13 protein-coding genes are annotated in these 18,691 nt (G+C 63.1%); 4 read left to right on the top strand and 9 right to left on the bottom strand.

The annotated features are described in order from the left end of the window. Positions 1-28: 28 nt before the first annotated feature. From ACF8Q6_RS24340 to ACF8Q6_RS24315, 6 genes are all read right to left on the bottom strand, one after another. Positions 29-2,485 carry an EAL domain-containing protein gene (locus ACF8Q6_RS24340; RefSeq protein ID WP_392492638.1) on the bottom strand — a complete coding sequence of 819 codons (2,457 nt, stop codon included), beginning with the start codon at positions 2,483-2,485 and terminating at the stop codon, positions 29-31. A gap of 262 nt (positions 2,486-2,747) precedes the next feature. Continuing rightward, positions 2,748-4,580 (bottom strand): ABC transporter ATP-binding protein, encoded by a 1,833-nt coding sequence (locus tag ACF8Q6_RS24335; protein ID WP_012053391.1) that lies wholly within the window; start codon positions 4,578-4,580, stop codon positions 2,748-2,750. Then, entirely contained in the window at positions 4,573-5,205 is a 633-nt protein-coding gene (locus tag ACF8Q6_RS24330) for a DsbA family protein (RefSeq protein WP_017147873.1), read from the bottom strand. The genes ACF8Q6_RS24335 and ACF8Q6_RS24330 overlap by 8 nt, the downstream gene beginning before the upstream one ends. Before the next feature lie 3 nt (positions 5,206-5,208). Further along, positions 5,209-6,141, bottom strand: a complete 933-nt coding sequence (locus ACF8Q6_RS24325) for a rhodanese-related sulfurtransferase (RefSeq protein ID WP_185280069.1) — start codon at positions 6,139-6,141, stop codon at positions 5,209-5,211. Between the two features lie 228 nt (positions 6,142-6,369). Then, on the bottom strand, positions 6,370-6,666 hold the full coding sequence (locus ACF8Q6_RS24320) for a BolA family transcriptional regulator (RefSeq protein ID WP_010952797.1): 297 nt from the start codon (positions 6,664-6,666) through the stop codon (positions 6,370-6,372). 10 nt (positions 6,667-6,676) lie between these two features. Further along, the gene (locus ACF8Q6_RS24315; protein ID WP_003252642.1) at positions 6,677-7,201 is read right to left on the bottom strand and encodes a DUF2059 domain-containing protein; all 525 of its coding nucleotides are present in this window, start codon (positions 7,199-7,201) and stop codon (positions 6,677-6,679) included. A 154-nt stretch (positions 7,202-7,355) separates the two neighbouring features. Between ACF8Q6_RS24315 and ACF8Q6_RS24310 the strand changes: the two genes are divergently transcribed. Further along, positions 7,356-8,750, top strand: a complete 1,395-nt coding sequence (locus tag ACF8Q6_RS24310; protein ID WP_392490140.1) for a class II fumarate hydratase — start codon at positions 7,356-7,358, stop codon at positions 8,748-8,750. A gap of 96 nt (positions 8,751-8,846) precedes the next feature. On the opposite strand, the gene ACF8Q6_RS24305 is transcribed toward ACF8Q6_RS24310, so the two are convergent. The 3 genes from ACF8Q6_RS24305 to pap all read right to left on the bottom strand — a co-directional run bounded on the left by ACF8Q6_RS24305 (position 8,847) and on the right by pap (position 12,841). Next, positions 8,847-10,007 carry an alginate lyase family protein gene (locus ACF8Q6_RS24305; RefSeq protein ID WP_392490141.1) on the bottom strand — a complete coding sequence of 387 codons (1,161 nt, stop codon included), beginning with the start codon at positions 10,005-10,007 and terminating at the stop codon, positions 8,847-8,849. A gap of 74 nt (positions 10,008-10,081) precedes the next feature. After that, the gene (locus tag ACF8Q6_RS24300) at positions 10,082-11,056 is read right to left on the bottom strand and encodes a DMT family transporter (protein ID WP_392490142.1); all 975 of its coding nucleotides are present in this window, start codon (positions 11,054-11,056) and stop codon (positions 10,082-10,084) included. Between the two features lie 291 nt (positions 11,057-11,347). Continuing rightward, the gene (gene pap, locus ACF8Q6_RS24295) at positions 11,348-12,841 is read right to left on the bottom strand and encodes a polyphosphate:AMP phosphotransferase (RefSeq protein ID WP_014754195.1); all 1,494 of its coding nucleotides are present in this window, start codon (positions 12,839-12,841) and stop codon (positions 11,348-11,350) included. Positions 12,842-12,977: 136 nt separating this feature from the next. On the opposite strand from pap, the gene mnmC reads away from it, so the two are divergent. The 3 genes from mnmC (at position 12,978) to ngg (ending at position 18,609) form a co-directional block, all read left to right on the top strand. Further along, a complete protein-coding gene (gene mnmC / locus ACF8Q6_RS24290) occupies positions 12,978-14,942 on the top strand; it encodes a bifunctional tRNA (5-methylaminomethyl-2-thiouridine)(34)-methyltransferase MnmD/FAD-dependent 5-carboxymethylaminomethyl-2-thiouridine(34) oxidoreductase MnmC (protein WP_392490149.1) in 1,965 nt (654 codons plus the stop codon). A gap of 130 nt (positions 14,943-15,072) precedes the next feature. Next, the gene (locus ACF8Q6_RS24285) at positions 15,073-16,860 is read left to right on the top strand and encodes an N-acetylglutaminylglutamine amidotransferase (protein WP_392490148.1); all 1,788 of its coding nucleotides are present in this window, start codon (positions 15,073-15,075) and stop codon (positions 16,858-16,860) included. Positions 16,861-16,863: 3 nt separating this feature from the next. After that, the gene (gene ngg / locus ACF8Q6_RS24280) at positions 16,864-18,609 is read left to right on the top strand and encodes an N-acetylglutaminylglutamine synthetase (protein ID WP_014754198.1); all 1,746 of its coding nucleotides are present in this window, start codon (positions 16,864-16,866) and stop codon (positions 18,607-18,609) included. Positions 18,610-18,691: the final 82 nt, after the last annotated feature.

Genomic DNA, 18,691 nt, shown 5'->3' with positions numbered 1-18,691 from the left:
TCAGCTCCTTGATCCTTGTGATTTCCAACTAGCGAAACGTGCCAGGTGCTCGCTGCAACAGAGGCCGGGCGGCGATCCGTTGGCGCTGCAGACTGTCACAGGTGAACACCTGGGGGCGTTCGATCAGGTAGCCCTGGGCGTAATCCACGCCTATTTCCTGCAAGGCCTGCTCGATCAAGGGTGTTTCGACGAACTCGGCAATCGTGCGCTTACCCATCACATGGCCGATATGGTTGATGACCTCGACCATGGCCCGGTTGACCGGGTCGTCGAGCATGTCCTTGACGAAACTCCCGTCAATCTTCAGGTAGTCCACGGGCAAATGCTTGAGATAGGCGAACGAGGACATGCCAGCGCAAAAATCATCCAACGAGAAACGGCAACCCAGCCCTTTCAGCTCGTTGATGAAGCGAATGGCGCTGCCCAGGTTGGCAATGGCGCTGGTTTCGGTAATTTCGAAACAGATCATTCGCGGCGGAATGGCGTATTCGACGAACAACCGCTGGAGGTATTCAAGGAACTTGTCGTCGCCAATGCTGGACCCCGACAGGTTGATGGCACAGGTCGACAACGGCCCTTCACGCCCTTCTTCCAGGCACTGGCGTATGACCATGAACACATTGCGCACCACCCAGCGGTCCAGCGCGGTCATCAGGCCGTAGCGCTCGGCCGCCGGGATGAAGCTGCTGGGCAGGATGGTGCGGCCGCTTTCGTCGTGCAGGCGCAACAGAATTTCGATATGGCCCGGGCCCTCGAAGGTTTTGAGCGGGGCGATTTCCTGGGCGTAGAGGCAAAAGCGGTTTTCTTCCAGGGCCACATGCAGGCGCTGGATCCAGGCCATTTCGCCAAAGCGCATGGACAGTTCGCTGTCGTCGGCGTGGTACACCTGCACACGGTTTCGGCCCTTTTCCTTGGCCATGTAGCAGGCCATGTCGGCGGCGCGCAGCGAGGCCTCCAAGGTACCGGGGGCCTGGGCCATATGCACCAGGCCAATGCTGACCGTGGTCACGAACGGCCGCCCTTTCCATACAAAGTGCAGGCTCTGCACCATCTGGCGCAATTGTTCGCCAATGCGCTCGGCCTGGTCGGGCGGGCAGTTTTCCAGCAGCACGCCAAATTCATCGCCGCCCAGCCGCGCCAGCGTATCGCCCTCACGCAGACCAGATTGCAGCACCGCGCAGATGTGCCGCAGCAACTCATCGCCGGCAGCGTGGCCACAGGTGTCGTTGACCAGCTTGAACTGGTCGAGGTCAAGGAACATCAGCGAATGCCGCCCGGCCTGGCGCGCCAGGTCGTTGAGCGCCTGCTCCAGGCGGTATTCGAACTCGCGGCGGTTGGCCAGCCCGGTCAGGGCGTCGTGGGTTGCCTGCCAGGACAGATTGGCGATGTACTGGCGTTCCTGGGTCATATCGTGCAGCACCAGCACGATGCCACTGACCTGGCCATCATTGACGATCGGCGAGCCGACCAGGTTGATCGACACGGTACTGCCGTCCAGGCGCTGGATCAGCCGGGCATGCTCGGAGCCGCCCTTGAGGCTGCCGCTGAGCACTTGTTCGACCAAGCTGCGCCCGTCCTCCTCGGCGTGTTCGTCCACCAGGCTGAACAGCGCCGACAGCGGCAGGCCCTGGGCCTGCCCGGATTGCCAGTGGGTCAATTGCTCGGCGGCCGGGTTCATGTAGCCGATACTGCCCTCGACATCGGTGGTGATCACCGCATCACCGATGGCCTGCAGGGTAATCTGCGCACGCTCTTTTTCTTCCTGCAGGGCGCTGGCAAATGCCTGGCGCTGGGCCAACAGCTTGCTGGAGCGGCGCCAGGCAATGGTGATCAGGAACATCGCGGTCAGCAGGTTGGTGATCAGCAGCACCCGCAGCAACATGCGCGAGCCTTCGCCCAAGGCATCACTGAACGCCTTGGCGGCCGGGGTCACGCCTTCGTTGATGGCAACAATGCGGGCCTTCCAGTCGCTGACGGTGTCGGCATCCACCGGGCCATTGGCAAAACGCTGGCGCATTTCACCGGCCAGTACATCCAGCTTGGCCAGATAGTCGTCACCGATGTCCCAGTAATCGATGGCTGTCTGCATATAGCTGACATGGCGAAAGTTGCGGTAGAACCAGATGATCCGCTCGACATCGTCAGGGTGGTTGCCACCTTGCAGAACCGCCTGTCGTGCGGCGTCCAGATCAGGGCTGGGGTGGTCGAGCACTTCGCGCAGACGATAGTCACCCTGCGGTACGGTAATGGCCTGGCGATAGCGTTGGTAGGTGCTGTCGTCGCGCGTCTCGCCGTACAGACTGAGGTAGTAGATGGCATCTTTCTGCGCCTTGGACCACAGGCTTTCGCCCGCGACATAGGCGCGCACGGCCGACAGCGTATAAAGGCTGAGGCTGCCCAACGCCACCTGAAGGACCACGACGGCGATGAAAGGCCATGTGATGCCGAGCAACTTTGGCGCTTCGAGTGTGCGATTTCCCTTCATGGAGTCCCTGTCACAGAGCAGATAAGGCGTAAATCGACCCAGACAAGCACAGCGTAGGCCATTTGCCATCGCTGTGGAGGGGATTTTTATGACAAGGAAGCGGGGGGGTTACAGCGTACGCGCTGGCCATTGTGGGAGCGGCCTTGCGTCGCGAAAGGGCTGCAGAGCAGCCCCCGGGGATTTATGCGTGAACACAGGGACCGTGGGGCCGCTTCGCGCCCCGTTCGCGACGCAAGGCCGCTCCCACAAGTACGGTGAATAATCAGCTCTGCTGCAGATGCCCATACAGCTTGGCGTATAACCCACCCTCGGCAATCAGCTGCTGATGGTCGCCGTCTTCGGCCACGTGCCCGCCATCGAACACCAGCACCCGGTCGGCCTGTTTCACCGCCGACAAGCGGTGGGCGATGATCAGCGTGGTGCGGCCGCTGAGGAAGCACGCCAAGGCCTGATGCAGGTTGTACTCGGTGGCGGCATCCAGGGCTGAGGTGGCCTCGTCGAGGATCACCACCTTGGGCTCAGCCAGTACCATGCGGGCAATGGCCAAACGCTGGCGCTGGCCACCGGACAAGCGCACGCCTGAACGCCCCACCACACTGTCCAGGCCTTGCGGCAAGGCAGCGATGGTGGCATCCAGCTGGGCGATGCGCAGCGCCTGCCAGCACGCATCATCGCTGCAGTCACGGCCCATGGTCAGGTTGGCACGCACGCTGTCGTTGAACAGCGACGGGTGCTGCAACACCACCGCGACGTTCTCGCGCAGGGTTTCCAGGCCGATTTCCTGCAGGCTGGCCCCGCCAAAGCGGATGGTCCCGGCCTGGGCGCTGTAAAGGCCCAGCAGTAGCTGCACCAGCGTGCTCTTGCCGCCGCCGCTGGCACCGACAATCGCCACCTTCTCACCCGCAGCGATGGACAGGTCGAGGTGCTCGAGCACCGGCTCGTCGGCATAGGCAAAGCGCAGGTCGCGCACTTCAATGCCCACCGTTTCGCGCCCGGCGAACGGGTCGCTGGCGGCCGGGTATTGCGGCTCGTCGGCACGCGCCAGCAGCTCGTTGAGGCGGCTCAGCGCACCGCCGGCGGCGTAGTACGCATATTGCAGATTAAGCAGTTGCTCCACCGGACCGATCATGAACCACAGGTAGCTGAACACCGCCAGCATCTGGCCGATCGACAGGTCGGAAAACAGCACGGTCAGCATGGCCGCCGCGCGGAAGATGTCGATGCCGAACTGGAACAGCAAGCCACTGGCACGGCCACTGGCATCGCTTTTCCATTGCGAGTCCACGGCGTAATCGCGCACCTCGCGGGCACGCAGGCCCAGGCGGCCAAGGAAGTAGCCCTGGCGGTTGCCGGCGCGGATTTCCTGAATGGCATCGAGGGTTTCCGCCAGCGCCTGGGTAAAGCGCGCGGTGCTGTCGTTTTCGAGCTTTTTCAGGTGTTTGACCCGCTTGCCCAACTGCACCGTGAAGTAGATCACCAGCGGGTTGAACAGCAAGATCAGCAAGGCCAGCTGCCAGTGCATCCAGATCAGGATGGCCGCCGTGCCGGTCAGTGTCAGCATGGCCACCAGGAAGCGGCTGAGGGTTTCGCCAACAAACTTGTCGAGGGTGTCCAGGTCGGTGACCAGGTGGGTGGTCACCGTACCGCTGCCCAGGCTTTCGTACTCTTTCAGCGAAATACGCTTGAGGCGCTCGATCAGGCGGATGCGCAGGCGGTAGACGATGTCCTTGGCCAGCCCGGCGAACAGCTTGGACTGGATCACGTTGAAGGCCAGCGCAGCCAGGCGCAGGCACAGGGTGAGCGCCAGCATCAGGCCGATGTAGCCGGCTGCTACCTGCCAGTTGGACGGCAGCAGGTGGTTCATCCACTTCAGCGCGGCATCACCATGGCCGAGCAGTACTTCGTCCACCAACAGCGGCAGCAGCAGCGGAATGGGCACACTGCAACACGCCGCCAGTAACGCAATGAGGTTGGCGGACCAGAGGTTTTTCTTGTGATGCAGGGCCAGGCGGCGGATTTCCGCCCAGCTCAGTCGATCGCCCGCAGTGTATGGCTTTCCCGGTACCGGGTCGGGTGACCCTGGTACATCAAGCACAGGCGGCCTGCTGCAGCCAGCGGCCGAGCAAGGGTTGCAGGCGCTCCAGTGGCTGGTAGCCGTTGGTCAGCAAGGCCAGTTGGCCATTGCGCTCAGCCAGCAAGGTCGGGAAACCGGCAATACCCAGGTCCTGGGCCCAGGCGAAGTCGGCCGCGGTGGCGGCGCGGGTATCGCCACGGGCGAAGGTTTCGGCGAACGCGGCACGGTCGAAGCCACACTGGGAGGCCAGCTCGACCAGCTGCGGCGCGGTGGTCACATCGGTGCCCTGCTCGTAGAACGAACGCTGGATCAACGCCAGCAGCGGCCAGACGCGCTCGGCATCCAGCTCGCGGGCCGCGACCAGGGCGCGACAGGCCGGCTCGGTGTCGTAGACGAAACCGTCAGGCATGGCCCCCTCGAAGCGGAACGGCTGGCCGGTAGCATCAGCCACCGCCTGCCAGTGTTCCAGGATGTACTTGCGAGTGGAGCTGTCCAGGGCGCTGCCGCCCGTCCGCAGCCCGCCCGTTACCAGGCGGGCAGGCACGCCTGCCTCACGCGCCTGGGCGATCAGGGCCGCGGCCACTGGCGCAAAACCCCAGCACCAGGAGCACATCGGGTCCATCACATAGATCAGGCGTGCAGACATGCTTCAAGCCTCGGCTTTGTAGTTGTAACCGATCGGGTGCGGCAGGTTGCGGGCCTTGGCCAGCTCGATCTGCTTCTGCCGGTCGATGGCACTGCGCCGGGTCTTCTCGCTCAGGCTGTCCCAGCAATGCGGGCAGCTGACACCTGGCGAATAGTGCTCGGACGCGCGCTCCTCTGCATTGATCGGATGGCGGCAGGCGTGGCACTGGTCGTACTCGCCTTCGCTCAAGTCATGGCGCACCGTAACCCGGTTGTCGAAGACGAAGCAGTCGCCGTCCCACAGGCTTTCTTCCTGAGGCACTTCCTCGAAGTATTTCAGGATGCCGCCCTTAAGATGATAGACCGACTCGAAGCCTTCACCGAGCATGTAGCTGGAGGCCTTTTCGCAACGGATGCCGCCGGTGCAGAACATGGCGACCTTCTTGTGCTTGCTCGGGTCGAAATTGGCCTTGATGTACTCCGGGAACTCACGGAACGTTTCGGTCTTCGGGTCGATGGCGCCCTTGAACGTACCGATGGCCACTTCGTAGTCGTTGCGGGTGTCGATCAGCAGCACTTCCGGGTCGCTGATCAGGGCGTTCCAGTCCTTGGGCTCGACATAGGTGCCAACGGCCTGGTTGGGGTCTACGCCCGGCACGCCGAGGGTGACGATCTCTTTCTTGAGCTTGACCTTGGTGCGGTAGAACGGCTGTTCGTCGCAGTACGATTCTTTGTGGTCGACATCGACCAGGCGCGGGTCGCTGCGCAGCCAGGCCAGCAGGCCATCGATGCCTTCACGGGTGGCCGATACGGTGCCGTTGATGCCCTCGTGGGCCAGCAGCAGGGTGCCTTTGACGTTGTTGTCGAGCATGGTCTTGAGCAGCGGCTCGCGCAGCTCGACGTAGTCTTCCAGGGTGACGAACTTGTACAGCGCCGCGACGACGATGGCTTGAGACATGTAACAGAATCTCCAGGTGGTTGCCCTCGTAAGGGGCGGACCGGGTTTGACGGTATAGAAAAAGCATGGGGGCGCTTTGCGCCCCTTTCGCGACACAAGGCCGCTCCCACAGGGGACCGCGTAACCTGATGGCTAGTGCGGTTTTTTGTGGGAGCGGCCTTGTGTCGCGAAAGGGCCGCAAAGCGGCCCCCGGATTTTGCAGGATTCTACCAGAACAACAGAAAGGTTTCAGTGCCCGCCGCCGGCGCACACCGGCGAGGCCGGAGCAACGCCGACCTTGGCCCACTCTTCGGCGGTGTAGGTGTGGATGGCCAGGGCGTGGATCTCGCCCATCAGCTCACCCATGGTGGCGTACACCTTCTGGTGGCGCTTGACGCTGTTCAACCCGGCGAACTGCTCGCTGACGATCACGGCCTTGTAGTGGGTCTCCTGACCACGACTGTGCATGTGACTTTCGTTGAGCACTTCCAGGTGTTGCGGCGCCAGCGCGGCCAGTTGCTGTTCAATACGTTGTTGCATGGTCATTGCTGCGTACTCACTTCTTCGCTGGGGCGGCGGCCTTGCCTGCGTTCGGGTCCAGCTCTTTGGTCATGTCTTCCAGCAGCTTGTTCACCACCGGTACTGCGGGCTCCAGGCTCTGCTGGGTCAGCTGCGCCGACTGCTGGGTGACCTTGGGCATTTCACGCAGCACTTTCTTGCCCAGCGGCGACTCGTAGAACTTGACCAGGTCTTTCAGCTCCTGCTCGGTGAAGGTCTGGGTGTACAGGTCGACCATCTTCGGCTTCAGCTTGTTCCAGCCGATGGCGTTGTCCAGGGCGGCATTGGCCTTGGCCTGGTAGCTTTCCAGCACCGGTTGCTTGGCGGCCGGGGCCTTGGTCTGGGCGAAACGCTGGGCGAACATCTGCTGCACTTGCATGTACACCGGGGTGCCCAGCTTGTCGGCGTTGGCCAGGGTCAGGAATTTCTCGGCAGCAGCGTTGTGGCTGGCGGTGGCAGCGAGTACCTGGCCGCTGGCGCAAACCAGGGCAACGGCGGCACAAAGGACACGGAGACGGGTCATTGCATTTCCTTCAAAGAGAGGGAGGCGGGCACCTCAGAGTAGAGCATTCTGCGCCGTGGTGGCGATGTGCTCAAGTGGCACGACGAGCGACGGAACCGCTCGGTCGAATCAGGGCCTAAACTGCGATTTCGAACTACACAGGAGTGAGTACAGAATGAGCCGTATCGAGACAGACAGCCTGGGCCCGGTCGAAGTTCCGGAGGACGCCTATTGGGGTGCGCAGACCCAGCGTTCGCTGATCAACTTCGCCATTGGCAAGGAGCGCATGCCCCTCGCGGTGTTGCACGCCCTGGCACTGATCAAGAAGGCCGCGGCGCGCGTCAACGACCGCAATGGCGACCTGCCGGCCGACATCGCCCGGCTGATCGAACAGGCCGCCGATGAAGTGCTGGCTGGCCAGCACGACGATCAGTTCCCGCTCGTCGTCTGGCAGACGGGCAGTGGCACCCAGAGCAACATGAACGTCAACGAGGTGATTGCCGGACGCGCCAACGAACTGGCCGGCAAAGGCCGTGGCGGCAAGGCGCCAGTACACCCCAATGACCACGTCAACCGCTCGCAGAGCTCCAACGACTGCTTCCCCACCGCCATGCACATTGCGGCAGCCCAGGCGGTGCATGAAAAGCTGCTGCCGGCCGTCACCGAACTGTCTTCAGGGCTGGCCGAGCTGTCGATGCGTCACCACCAGCTGGTGAAAACCGGTCGCACACACATGATGGACGCCACGCCGATTACCTTCGGCCAGGAAGTGTCGGCCTTCGTCGCCCAGCTCGATTACGCCCAGCGCGCCATCCGCGCCACCCTGCCGGCGGTGTGCGAACTGGCCCAGGGCGGCACTGCCGTGGGTACCGGGCTGAACGCCCCGCAGGGGTTTGCCGAGGCCATCGCTGCCGAACTGGCGGCGCTGTCCGGCCTGCCGTTCATCACCGCGCCGAACAAGTTCGCCGCCCTCGCCGGCCACGAACCGCTGACCAGCCTGGCGGGCGCCCTGAAGACCCTGGCCGTGGCCTTGATGAAAATTGCCAACGACCTGCGCCTGCTGGGTTCCGGCCCGCGCGCCGGCCTGGCCGAGGTGCGCTTGCCGGCCAACGAGCCCGGCAGCTCGATCATGCCGGGCAAGGTCAACCCCACCCAGTGCGAGGCGCTGTCGATGCTGGCCTGCCAGGTACTGGGCAACGACGCGGCCATCGGCTTTGCCGCCAGCCAGGGGCATTTGCAGCTGAATGTGTTCAAGCCGGTGATCATCCATAACCTGCTGCAATCCATCGAGTTGTTGGCCGATGGTTGCCGCAACTTCCAGCAGCATTGCGTGGCGGGTATCGAGCCGGATGCCGAGCAGATGGCCGCGCACCTGGAGCGCGGGTTGATGCTGGTAACGGCGCTGAACCCGCATATTGGCTATGACAAGGCAGCGGAAATTGCCAAGAAGGCTTACAGCGAGGGCACGACCTTGCGCGAGGCGGCATTGGAGCTGAAGTACCTGACCAATGAACAGTTCGATCAGTGGGTGCGGCCGGAGAACATGCTGGCGCCTGGGGGCAAAGGCTAGATTCCCCCATGAGCCGCCCAGGTTGCCTCATCACCCCGGCACCGCACCACGGGCGGCTCACGGTTTATCGGGTAGAGGTGTCTATCTCTCTGGCACTCAAGAAATCGGGTCATCCCCGGTACGGGGATAAGCATGGGTCAGACTTTCCCACATGTAATGGAAATCGCCTTGCGTTGGCCGATGTCTTTGCACAAATGCGCGAGTTTCCGGCAAAGGGTGACCCAAACGGACCGCATAGTGGGTATAACCAATTTCAAATGTCCATTGAGCACTCAACTGGATGCCGTGGTATCGCTTACAAATGTCTGGCATCAACGCAATGTTTTCATACCGAGAATGAAACTCCATCGTCTGCATCATTCGCGCCATGGCTTGCGTTTCCTCGTCGCTGTACAGATCGATCCCCTGCAATAACGCAGTTTCAGCTACATTGATGGTAGCCGCCAGACCATAAGCGGTGTGGGCGAAGTCCCGACAGCTCTCAACGTTCATCCCCTCAATGTATCGGTATGGACTACCCCACTGTTGATTGACCTCTTCGTCGGTCGGCACCCGGGTCCAATTGGGCAGTAGTCTGGGACGCGCCCCATCACTTTCCAGATAAATGGACGCCACGATATGGTCTTTCCATAACTGGATACTCCTGGCGAAGATTTCGTGATTGTCGGTAAAAATCGCTATATATAAAAGTGCCTCGATACCTGTGGAGCGCCAATTGCCAGGCACGGTATCCCACTTCCACCCGTCTCCATAGAAGAGCTCCTCTATGATCGGTTGAAACTGCGTTTCCAACATCCCTCTGAATCGCGCCTTACCTTCAGTCGTCCAGCCAGACGCAGTATGAGCAAGGATTTCCGCAGCACTGATGAATAAGCACGCTGCCCACGATGCCTGAAGGCGTGCATTTTCGCCGATATGTCCTCCGGTAAATTCTCTAGACCATGCGTCTAGGATTTTGATGGCAGTAGCTGCATATTCCTCGTCCCCCATGATCACCCAGAGCAATGCCTGCGCATAGGCAGCCTGACCATCTCGGGTTTGATCAGTACACCCACAATCCGGCTGGCTATAAGCTCCGCAATCCACTACAGCGCGCGGCTTCGGAACCCAGTCTTTATCTGCTCTTTTCAAATAGTCATTCAGTACTTTTTCACTGGCACTCTTCCAAGGTTCACGATGCAAATTATGACGCACGAATTGCTCAAGGTAATTCACATTGACCTTTATACCCGGATGCACAAACGCATGAGCCTTCATCACCCTTACTCCGCGAACTTTTATGCACATTTGATTCAAATAGCAAAAAGCTCGCAACTAGCAAAAATGCTAGGTCAGCCCTCCGATGAGTATGCGCGCTGACCTCGTTCTCGACGCGCCCGCCAGCTGGCCACCAGCGAGGGCCCCAGCGCTACCAGCGCCGAACCGAACACTACCGTGACCGCCCCCACATAACCCAGGGCGTTGATGTCCTCGGCATGCACATACTCAGGCCACACCCATGCTGCCAGCGCTACCGCAACAAAGGTCACCAGCGGGGTCAGCGCCAGCGTGGCACTTACCCGCGACGCCTCCCAGTGCGCCAGCGCTTCGGCGAACGCGCCGTAAGCCACCAGGGTGTTCAGGCAACAGGCCAGCAGCAGCCAGCCTTGCACCGGGGTCAGTTGCAAGGCCTCCAGCGGGTGCACCCAAGGTGTCAGCAACGCAGCGCAGCTGAGGTAGATCACCATCATCACCTGCTGCGAGTGCCACACGGTCAGCAACTGCTTCTGGCTCAGGGCGTAGAACACCCAGATGCTGGTCGCCAGCAAAATGGTCAACACGCCGGTGGTGTAGGTACCCAGCGAAGTCAGCAGCTCTTCCAGGCGCTGGTTGAAGAACAGGCCAAACCCTGCCAGCAGCACCAACAGGCCCACGCCCTGCCCCACACTGAAGCACTCGCGGAACACGAACACGCTGGCCACCAGCAACAACACCGGGCCGATCTGTACCACCAGTTGTGCGGTGCCTGGGCTAAGCAGTTTGAGACCGATCAGGTAGAGCACGTAGTTGCCCATCAGGCCGAGCACCGCAACCAGCACCAGGCCCCTGCCCCTGGGCGCAAGCTTGCGTATGGACGGCAAACGCCGCTGAGCCGCCAGCCAGGCGAACAGCAGGCCGCCGGAGACCAGCAGGCGGTACCAGGTGACAGTGATCGGATCGACCACTTGCAGTACCTGCTTGAGCTTGATCGGCAGGATGCCCCAGAGCAGCGCCGTCAGAAGTGCCAGGAACAGCCCATAGCCCCAGCGGCCAGAAGTGGTGTGCATAAAATCCTCGATCAAGCCCGTGGTGGGGGTTGTTGAATTCTACGGGGTTGGAGGACGGGGACGGTGGAGAGTGCCGAGAAAAGAATTCATCAGGTCATTCTTTTGGGGCATGGCTGGGGGGAGGTGTTGCCTGTTCTGGCCCTTTCGCGGGTGAACCCGCTCCTACGGGAGGGTGAGCTGCGCCCCGGTGTTGGATTTTTTGTCCAACATCCGGGGCGCAGCTCACCGCGCGATCCCTCGTAGGAGCGGGTTTACACGCGAAGAGGCCAGAACAGGCAACCTCACCTTCGGCTATTTCTTGTGCTTGGCAAACGCCGCCTCAAGCGCCTGGTTGATGGTGCGCACCACCTTCACCCGCGCCCAGCGCTTGTCATTGGCCTCCACCAGCGTCCAAGGGGCAATCTCGCTGCTGGTGCGGTCGACCATGTCGCCCACCGCCTGGGAGTATTCGTCCCACTTGTCGCGGTTGCGCCAGTCATCCTCGGTGATCTTGTAGCGCTTGAACGGAATTTGCTCACGCTCTTCGAAGCGCTCCAGTTGGGTCTGCTGGTCGATCGCCAGCCAGAACTTGACCACCACCACGCCAGCATCCACCAACTGCTCTTCAAAGTCGTTGATCTCGCTGTAGGCACGCATCCAGTCAGCGGGGCTGCAGAAGCCTTCCACCCGCTCCACCAGCACCCGGCCATACCAGGAGCGGTCGAAGATGGTGAACTTGCCCCGTGCCGGGATGTGCCGCCAGAACCGCCACAGGTACGGCTGGGCGCGCTCTTCTTCGGTCGGCGCGGCAATCGGCACGATACGGTACTGCCGCGGGTCCAGCGCTGCCGCCACCCGGCGGATGGCGCCCCCCTTGCCGGCGGCGTCATTACCTTCGAACACCGCCACCAGGGCGTGCCGGCGCATGCGCTTGTCACGCAGCAGGCCGGCCAGACGGGCCTGTTCGGTGATCAACTGTTCCTGATAGTCGGCCTTGTCCAGGCGCAAGGTCATGTCCAGGGCGCCAAGCAGGCTGCGGTCGTCGATGCTGTGGCCCAGCGGGGCCACGTTGCCCTGGTGCTTGCCCTTGGGATTATTGGCCAGCGCGGCTTGCAGGCTTTCCAGCAGAATGCGCCCCACCGCCAGGCTGCGGTAATTCGGGTCTACCCCTTCGATGATGTGCCATGGCGCGTAGTCGCGGCTGGTGCGACGCAGCACGCGCTCACCAAAGCGCACGAAGCGGTCGTAGGTTTGCGACTGCTGCCAATCCAGCGGGCTGATCTTCCAGCTGTGCAGCGGGTCGTCCTTGAGAGATTTCAGCCGTGCCTTCATCTGCTTCTTGGACAGGTGGAACCAGAACTTGATGATCAGCGCACCTTCATCGCATAGCATCTCCTCCAGGCGCTCGGCACCGGTAATGGCCTGATCGAGCACGGCATCCTTGAACACTCCGTGCACCCGTCCCTGCAGCATCTGGCTGTACCAGTTGCCAAAGAACACACCCATCCGCCCCTTGGGTGGCAAGGCCCGCCAATAGCGCCAGGCGGGTGGGCGGGCCAGCTCTTCGTCGGTCTGCTGGTCGAAGGTGAGCACATCGATCATGCGCGGGTCCATCCACTCGTTGAGCAGTTTTACCGTCTCACCCTTGCCGGCGCCTTCAATGCCGTTGATCAGCACGATCACCGGAAACCGCGCCTGCTGCTTGAGTTCGTACTGGGCTTCGAGCAGGGCCTCGCGTAAAGCGGGTACCTCGGCGTCGTAAGCCTCCTTGTCGATGCTGTGGCCGATTTCGGCAGATTCGAACATGCACTGGCTCCTTCAATGGATAAACAAGACTAGCGGATTTCATTTCGGGCTGTGCGGGCCTCTTCACCAATGAACGCGCTCCCACAGCTCAGCCGGATGGCATAAAATCCCGCCATCCGCTGCAACCGAGCCCACCATGCCCACCCTCCTCCAGCACGCCCAGATCGACTGGGACGACCAGGGCCGCCCCCATTCGCGGCACTATGACGACGTCTATTTCGCAGTCAACGAAGGCATCGAAGAAACCAAGCACGTGTTCCTCGGCCAGACCCGCCTGGCCGAACGTTTTGCCCACCTGGCGCCGCATGCCTGCACGGTGATCGGCGAAACCGGTTTTGGCACCGGCATGAATTTTTTCTGCGCCTGGCAGCTGTTCGACCAGCACGCACACAGCGACGCGCGCCTGCACTTCGTCAGCGTCGAGAAGTACCCCCTCGACCACGCCGACATGGCCCGCGCAGTGCGCCTGTGGCCTGAACTGGCCGCCTATACCGAGCCGCTGCTGGAGCAATACGTGGCGGTGCACCCGGGCTTTCAGCAGTTCACCTTCGCCGATGGCAGGGTCACCCTGACCCTGTTGATAGGCGATGTGCTGGAACAGCTGCCGCAACTCGATGCGCAGATCGATGTGTGGTTCCTCGACGGCTTCGCCCCCGCCAAGAACCCCGACATGTGGACCCCGGAGCTGTTTGCGCAACTGGCCCGGCTATCGCATCCGGGCACGGTGCTGGGTACCTTCACCACCACCGGCTGGGTACGTCGCAGCCTGGTCGAAGCCGGCTTCGCCATGAAGAAGGTGCCAGGCATCGGCAAGAAGTGGGAGGTGATGAGCGGCGCCTACGTCGGCCCCCTGCCCGGCCCATGCGCGCCTTGGTACGCGCGCCCCGCGGTGACACAGGGGCCGCGCGAGGCGCTGGTGATCGGTGCCGGACTTGCCGGCAGCAGCAGCGCCGCCAGCCTGGCCCGGCGCGGCTGGCAGGTTACCGTGCTGGAGCGCCACGAAGCCCCCGCCCAGGAGGCTTCGGGCAACCCGCAAGGGGTGCTGTACCTCAAGCTGTCTGCCCATGGCACCGCGCTGTCGCAGATGATCCTGTCCGGGTTCGGCTACACCCGGCGTCAGCTGCAGCGCTTGCAGCGTGGCCGTGACTGGGATGCCTGCGGGGTGCTGCAACTGGCCTTCGACAGCAAGGAGGCCGAACGCCAGGGCAAGCTGGCTGCCGCCTTCGACCCCGGCTTGTTGCACTGCCTGGCGCGCGCCGAGGCCGAAGCCATCGCCGGCGTGGCGTTGCCTGGCGGCGGGTTGTTCTACCCCGAAGGTGGCTGGGTGCACCCGCCGGCGCTGTGCCAGCAGCAGTTGCAGCACCCTGGTATTCATTTGGTGACGCACCAGGAAGTGCTCGAACTGCGCAAAGTGGATGAACAGTGGCAAGCCTGGGCTGGCGACCAGCTGTTAGCCCGCGCTCCAGTGGTGGTCCTGGCCGGCGCGGCGGATGTGCTGCGCTTCGAACCTTGCGCGCAGTTACCACTCAAGCGCATCCGTGGGCAGATCACCCGCTTGCCGGCCACCGCCAGCAGCGAGGCACTGCGCACCGTGGTGTGCGCGGAAGGCTATGTGGCACCGCCGCGCGAGGGTGAACATACACTGGGCGCCAGTTTTGACTTCCATAGCGAAGACCTTGCGCCGACGGTAGCCGAGCATCAGGGCAACCTGTCGCTGCTGGACGAAATTTCCGTCGATCTGGCGCAACGGCTGGCTGTGGCTGAACTGGACCCCGAGCAATTGCAGGGACGTGCTGCGTTCCGTTGCACCAGCCCGGATTACCTGCCGATCGTCGGCCCCATCGCCGACGCGCAGGCGTTTGCCGAAGCCTATGCAGTACTGGGCCGGGATGCGCGGCAAGTACCGGATGTGCCCTGCCCTTGGCTGGGCGGGTTGTATGTGAACAGCGGGCATGGCTCACGCGGGTTGATCACGGCGCCGTTGAGTGGCGAGCTGGTTGCGGCCTGGGTATGTGGGGAACCGCTGCCATTGCCGCGGGCAGTGGCGCAGGCGTGTCATCCGAACCGGTTTGGATTGCGCCGGTTGATCCGGGGGAAATGATTGCATCGGGTCGCCTGCTCGGCCACATATAACCAAACATTCTAAAACTCTCGAAAAGCACATAGGTCAGTTCCTTAAGGTGCCCTAATCCGGGGCATCACCTCCCCAACGGAAAAACCGGTAAGGACTTATGTGCGGATTAGCAGGAGAGTTACGTTTCACCCCCATCGACCAAGCCCCTCGCCCAGCCGACCTGGCTGCGGTAGAGCGCATTACCCATCACCTGGCCCCGCGTGGCCCGGATGCCTGGGGCTTCCATAGCCAGGGGCCGATTGCCCTTGGCCACCGGCGGTTGAAGATCATGGACCTGTCCGACGGCTCGGCGCAGCCGATGGTCGACAATACGCTGGGCCTGTCGCTGGCCTTCAACGGCGCCATCTACAACTTCCCCGAGCTGCGCGAGGAACTGCAGGCGCTGGGCTACAGCTTCTGGTCCGACGGCGACACTGAGGTGCTGCTCAAGGGCTACCACGCCTGGGGCGCGGCGCTGCTGCCCAAGCTCAACGGCATGTTTGCCCTGGCCATCTGGGAGCGCGACAACCAGCGCCTGTTCCTGGCCCGCGACCGCCTGGGCGTCAAACCCCTGTACCTGTCGCGCAACGGCGAGCGCCTGCGCTTTGCCTCGACCCTGCCGGCACTGCTCAAGGGCGGCGACATCGACCCGATGCTCGACCCGGTGGCCCTCAACCACTACCTGAACTTCCACGCCGTGGTACCGGCACCGCGCACCCTGCTGGCCAACGTGCAGAAGCTGGAGCCTGGCACCTGGATGCGCATCGACCGGCATGGCGAAGTGGAACGCCAGGTCTGGTGGCAACTGCACTACGGCCCCCACCCCGACGAGCGTGAACTGGACCTGGAAGGCTGGACCACCCGCGTGCTCGACGCCACCCGCGACGCCGTAGCCATCCGCCAGCGGGCAGCCGTCGATGTGGGTGTGTTGCTGTCGGGCGGCGTCGATTCCAGCCTGCTGGTCGGCTTGCTGCGCGAAGTGGGCGTTGACGACCTGTCGACCTTCTCCATCGGCTTTGAAGATGCCGGCGGCGAGCGCGGCGACGAGTTCCAGTATTCGGACCTGATCGCCAAGCACTACGGCACCCGTCACCACCAGTTGCGCATTGCCGAACACGAAATCATCGACCAACTGCCGGCCGCCTTCCGCGCCATGAGCGAACCGATGGTCAGCCACGATTGCATCGCGTTCTACCTGCTGTCGCGGGAAGTGGCCAAACACTGCAAAGGCGTACAAAGCGGCCAGGGTGCCGATGAGCTGTTCGCCGGTTACCACTGGTACCCGCAGGTGGACGGTGCCGACGATGCCTATGCGGCCTACCGTGACGCCTTCTTCGACCGCAGCCACGCCGAATACCGCGACACCGTGCAAGCCCCCTGGCTGCTGGAAACCGACGCTGCCGGCGACTTCGTGCGCGAACACTTCGCGCGCCCCGGCGCACCGGCTGCCGTGGACAAGGCCCTGCGCCTGGACAGCACCGTGATGCTGGTCGACGACCCGGTCAAGCGGGTGGACAACATGACCATGGCCTGGGGCCTGGAGGCGCGTACGCCGTTCCTCGATTACCGCCTGGTGGAACTGTCGGCACGCATTCCCGCACGCTTCAAGCTGCCCGACGGCGGCAAGCAGGTGCTCAAGCAGGCGGCGCGACGGGTGATCCCGCATGAGGTGATCGACCGCAAGAAGGGTTACTTCCCGGTACCGGGCCTGAAGCATCTGGAAGGTGCCACGTTGGGCTGGGTACGCGAACTGTTGACCGACCCCAGCCAGGACCGAGGGTTGTTCAACCCGGCCATGCTCGACCGCCTGCTGAGCAACCCACACGGCCAGCTGACGCCATTGCGCGGTTCCAAGCTGTGGCAACTGGCGGCGCTGAACCTGTGGCTGAGCGAACAAGGAATCTGACCGATGAAAGCCCATGAAATCGCTTATGGTCAGCGCCTGCTGCGCGGCCAGGCGCCGTCCTACGAGCGCCTGCAGGCGCGCCTGGCCGGCGACGGCAGCCAGCCCCACGACCAACCGCGTGCCGTGCACTGCGGCTGGGGCCGGCTGTTGATAGGCCACACCTACCCCGACCCGGCTTCCCTGGCCGAGGATCTGCTCGACGAGCACCCGGGCGAACGCGACATCGCCCTGTACGTGGCCGCACCGCAGCAGGTGCTGGCCCAGGCCCCCCAGCAGCTGTTCCTCGACCCATCCGACACCCTGCGCCTGTGGTTCACCGACTACCGCCCGGCGCAGCGGGTATTTCGCGGCTTCCGCGTGCGCCGGGCACAGAACCCCGCCGACTGGCAGGCGATCAACACGCTGTACCAGGCGCGCGGGATGCTCCCGGTCGACGCCGAGCTGCTTACCCCCCGGCACCTGGGTGGCCCGGTGTACTGGCTGGCAGAGGACGAAGACAGCGGCGCGGTTATCGGCAGCGTCATGGGCCTGAACCACACCAAGGCGTTCGATGACCCCGAGCATGGCAGCAGCCTGTGGTGCCTGGCGGTGGACCCACACTGCACCCGCCCCGGCGTGGGTGAAGTGTTGGTGCGCCACCTGATCGAACACTTCATGAGCCGTGGCCTGGCCTACCTGGACCTGTCGGTGCTGCACGACAACCGCCAGGCCAAGCGCCTTTACCAGAAACTGGGTTTTCGCAACCTGCCCACCTTCGCAGTCAAGCGCAAGAACGGTATCAACGAGCAACTGTTCCTCGGGCCTGGCCCGCAAGCCGACCTCAACCCCTACGCTCGCATCATCGTCGACGAGGCGCTACGCCGGGGCATCGAAGTGCAGGTCGATGACGCCGCTGGCGGCCTGTTCACCCTGAGCCTGGGCGGGCGGCGCATTCGCTGCCGGGAATCGCTCAGCGACCTGACCAGTGCCGTGACCATGACCCTGTGCCAGGACAAACGCCTGACCCAGCACGCCCTGCACAACGCTGGGCTGCAGGTGCCCGCGCAACAGCTGGCGGGCAATGCCGATGACAACCTGGCGTTTCTGGAAGAGCATGGCGCGGTGGTGGTCAAGCCGGTCGATGGCGAGCAAGGCCAGGGCGTGGCGGTGAACCTGACCTGCATCGACGACATCACCCGTGCCGTGGCGCATGCCCGCCAGTTCGACAGCCGCGTGCTGCTGGAAAGCTTCCATGCCGGGTTCGACCTGCGCATCGTGGTGATCGGCTACGAGGTGGTGGCCGCGGCCATCCGCCACCCAGCGCAGGTGCTGGGCGACGGTAAGCACAGTGTACGCCAGTTGATCGAAGCCCAGAGCCGTCGCCGCCAGGCCGCCACCGGTGGTGAAAGCCGCATTCCGCTGGACGACGAAACCGAGCGCACCTTGCGCGCAGCAGGCGTTGGCTATGACGACGTGTTGCCGGCCGGCCAGCGCCTGGCCGTGCGGCGCACGGCCAACCTGCACACCGGCGGCACCCTGGAAGACGTCACCGAACGCCTGCACCCGGTGCTGGCCGACGCTGCCGTGCGGGCGGCACGGGCACTGGAAATTCCGGTGGTTGGGCTGGACTTCATGGTGCGCGATGCCGGGCAGCCGGAGTACGTGATCATCGAGGCCAACGAACGTGCTGGCCTGGCCAACCATGAACCGCAGCCCACGGCCGAGCGTTTTATCGACCTGCTGTTTCCCCATAGCCGGCCGTTGGCCTGACAACTGCTCGGCTTTTTGTGGGAGCGGCCTTGTGTCGCGAATGGGGTGCGAAGCGCCCCTAGGATCTCAGCTTCGCTGCCGA

Source organism: Pseudomonas sp. GLN_2 (genome assembly GCF_043106005.1).
Taxonomy (GTDB): domain Bacteria; phylum Pseudomonadota; class Gammaproteobacteria; order Pseudomonadales; family Pseudomonadaceae; genus Aquipseudomonas; species Aquipseudomonas alloputida.
The sequence above is the reverse complement of the archived record's forward strand: the minus strand, read 5'-3'. Positions and strand labels throughout refer to the sequence as shown.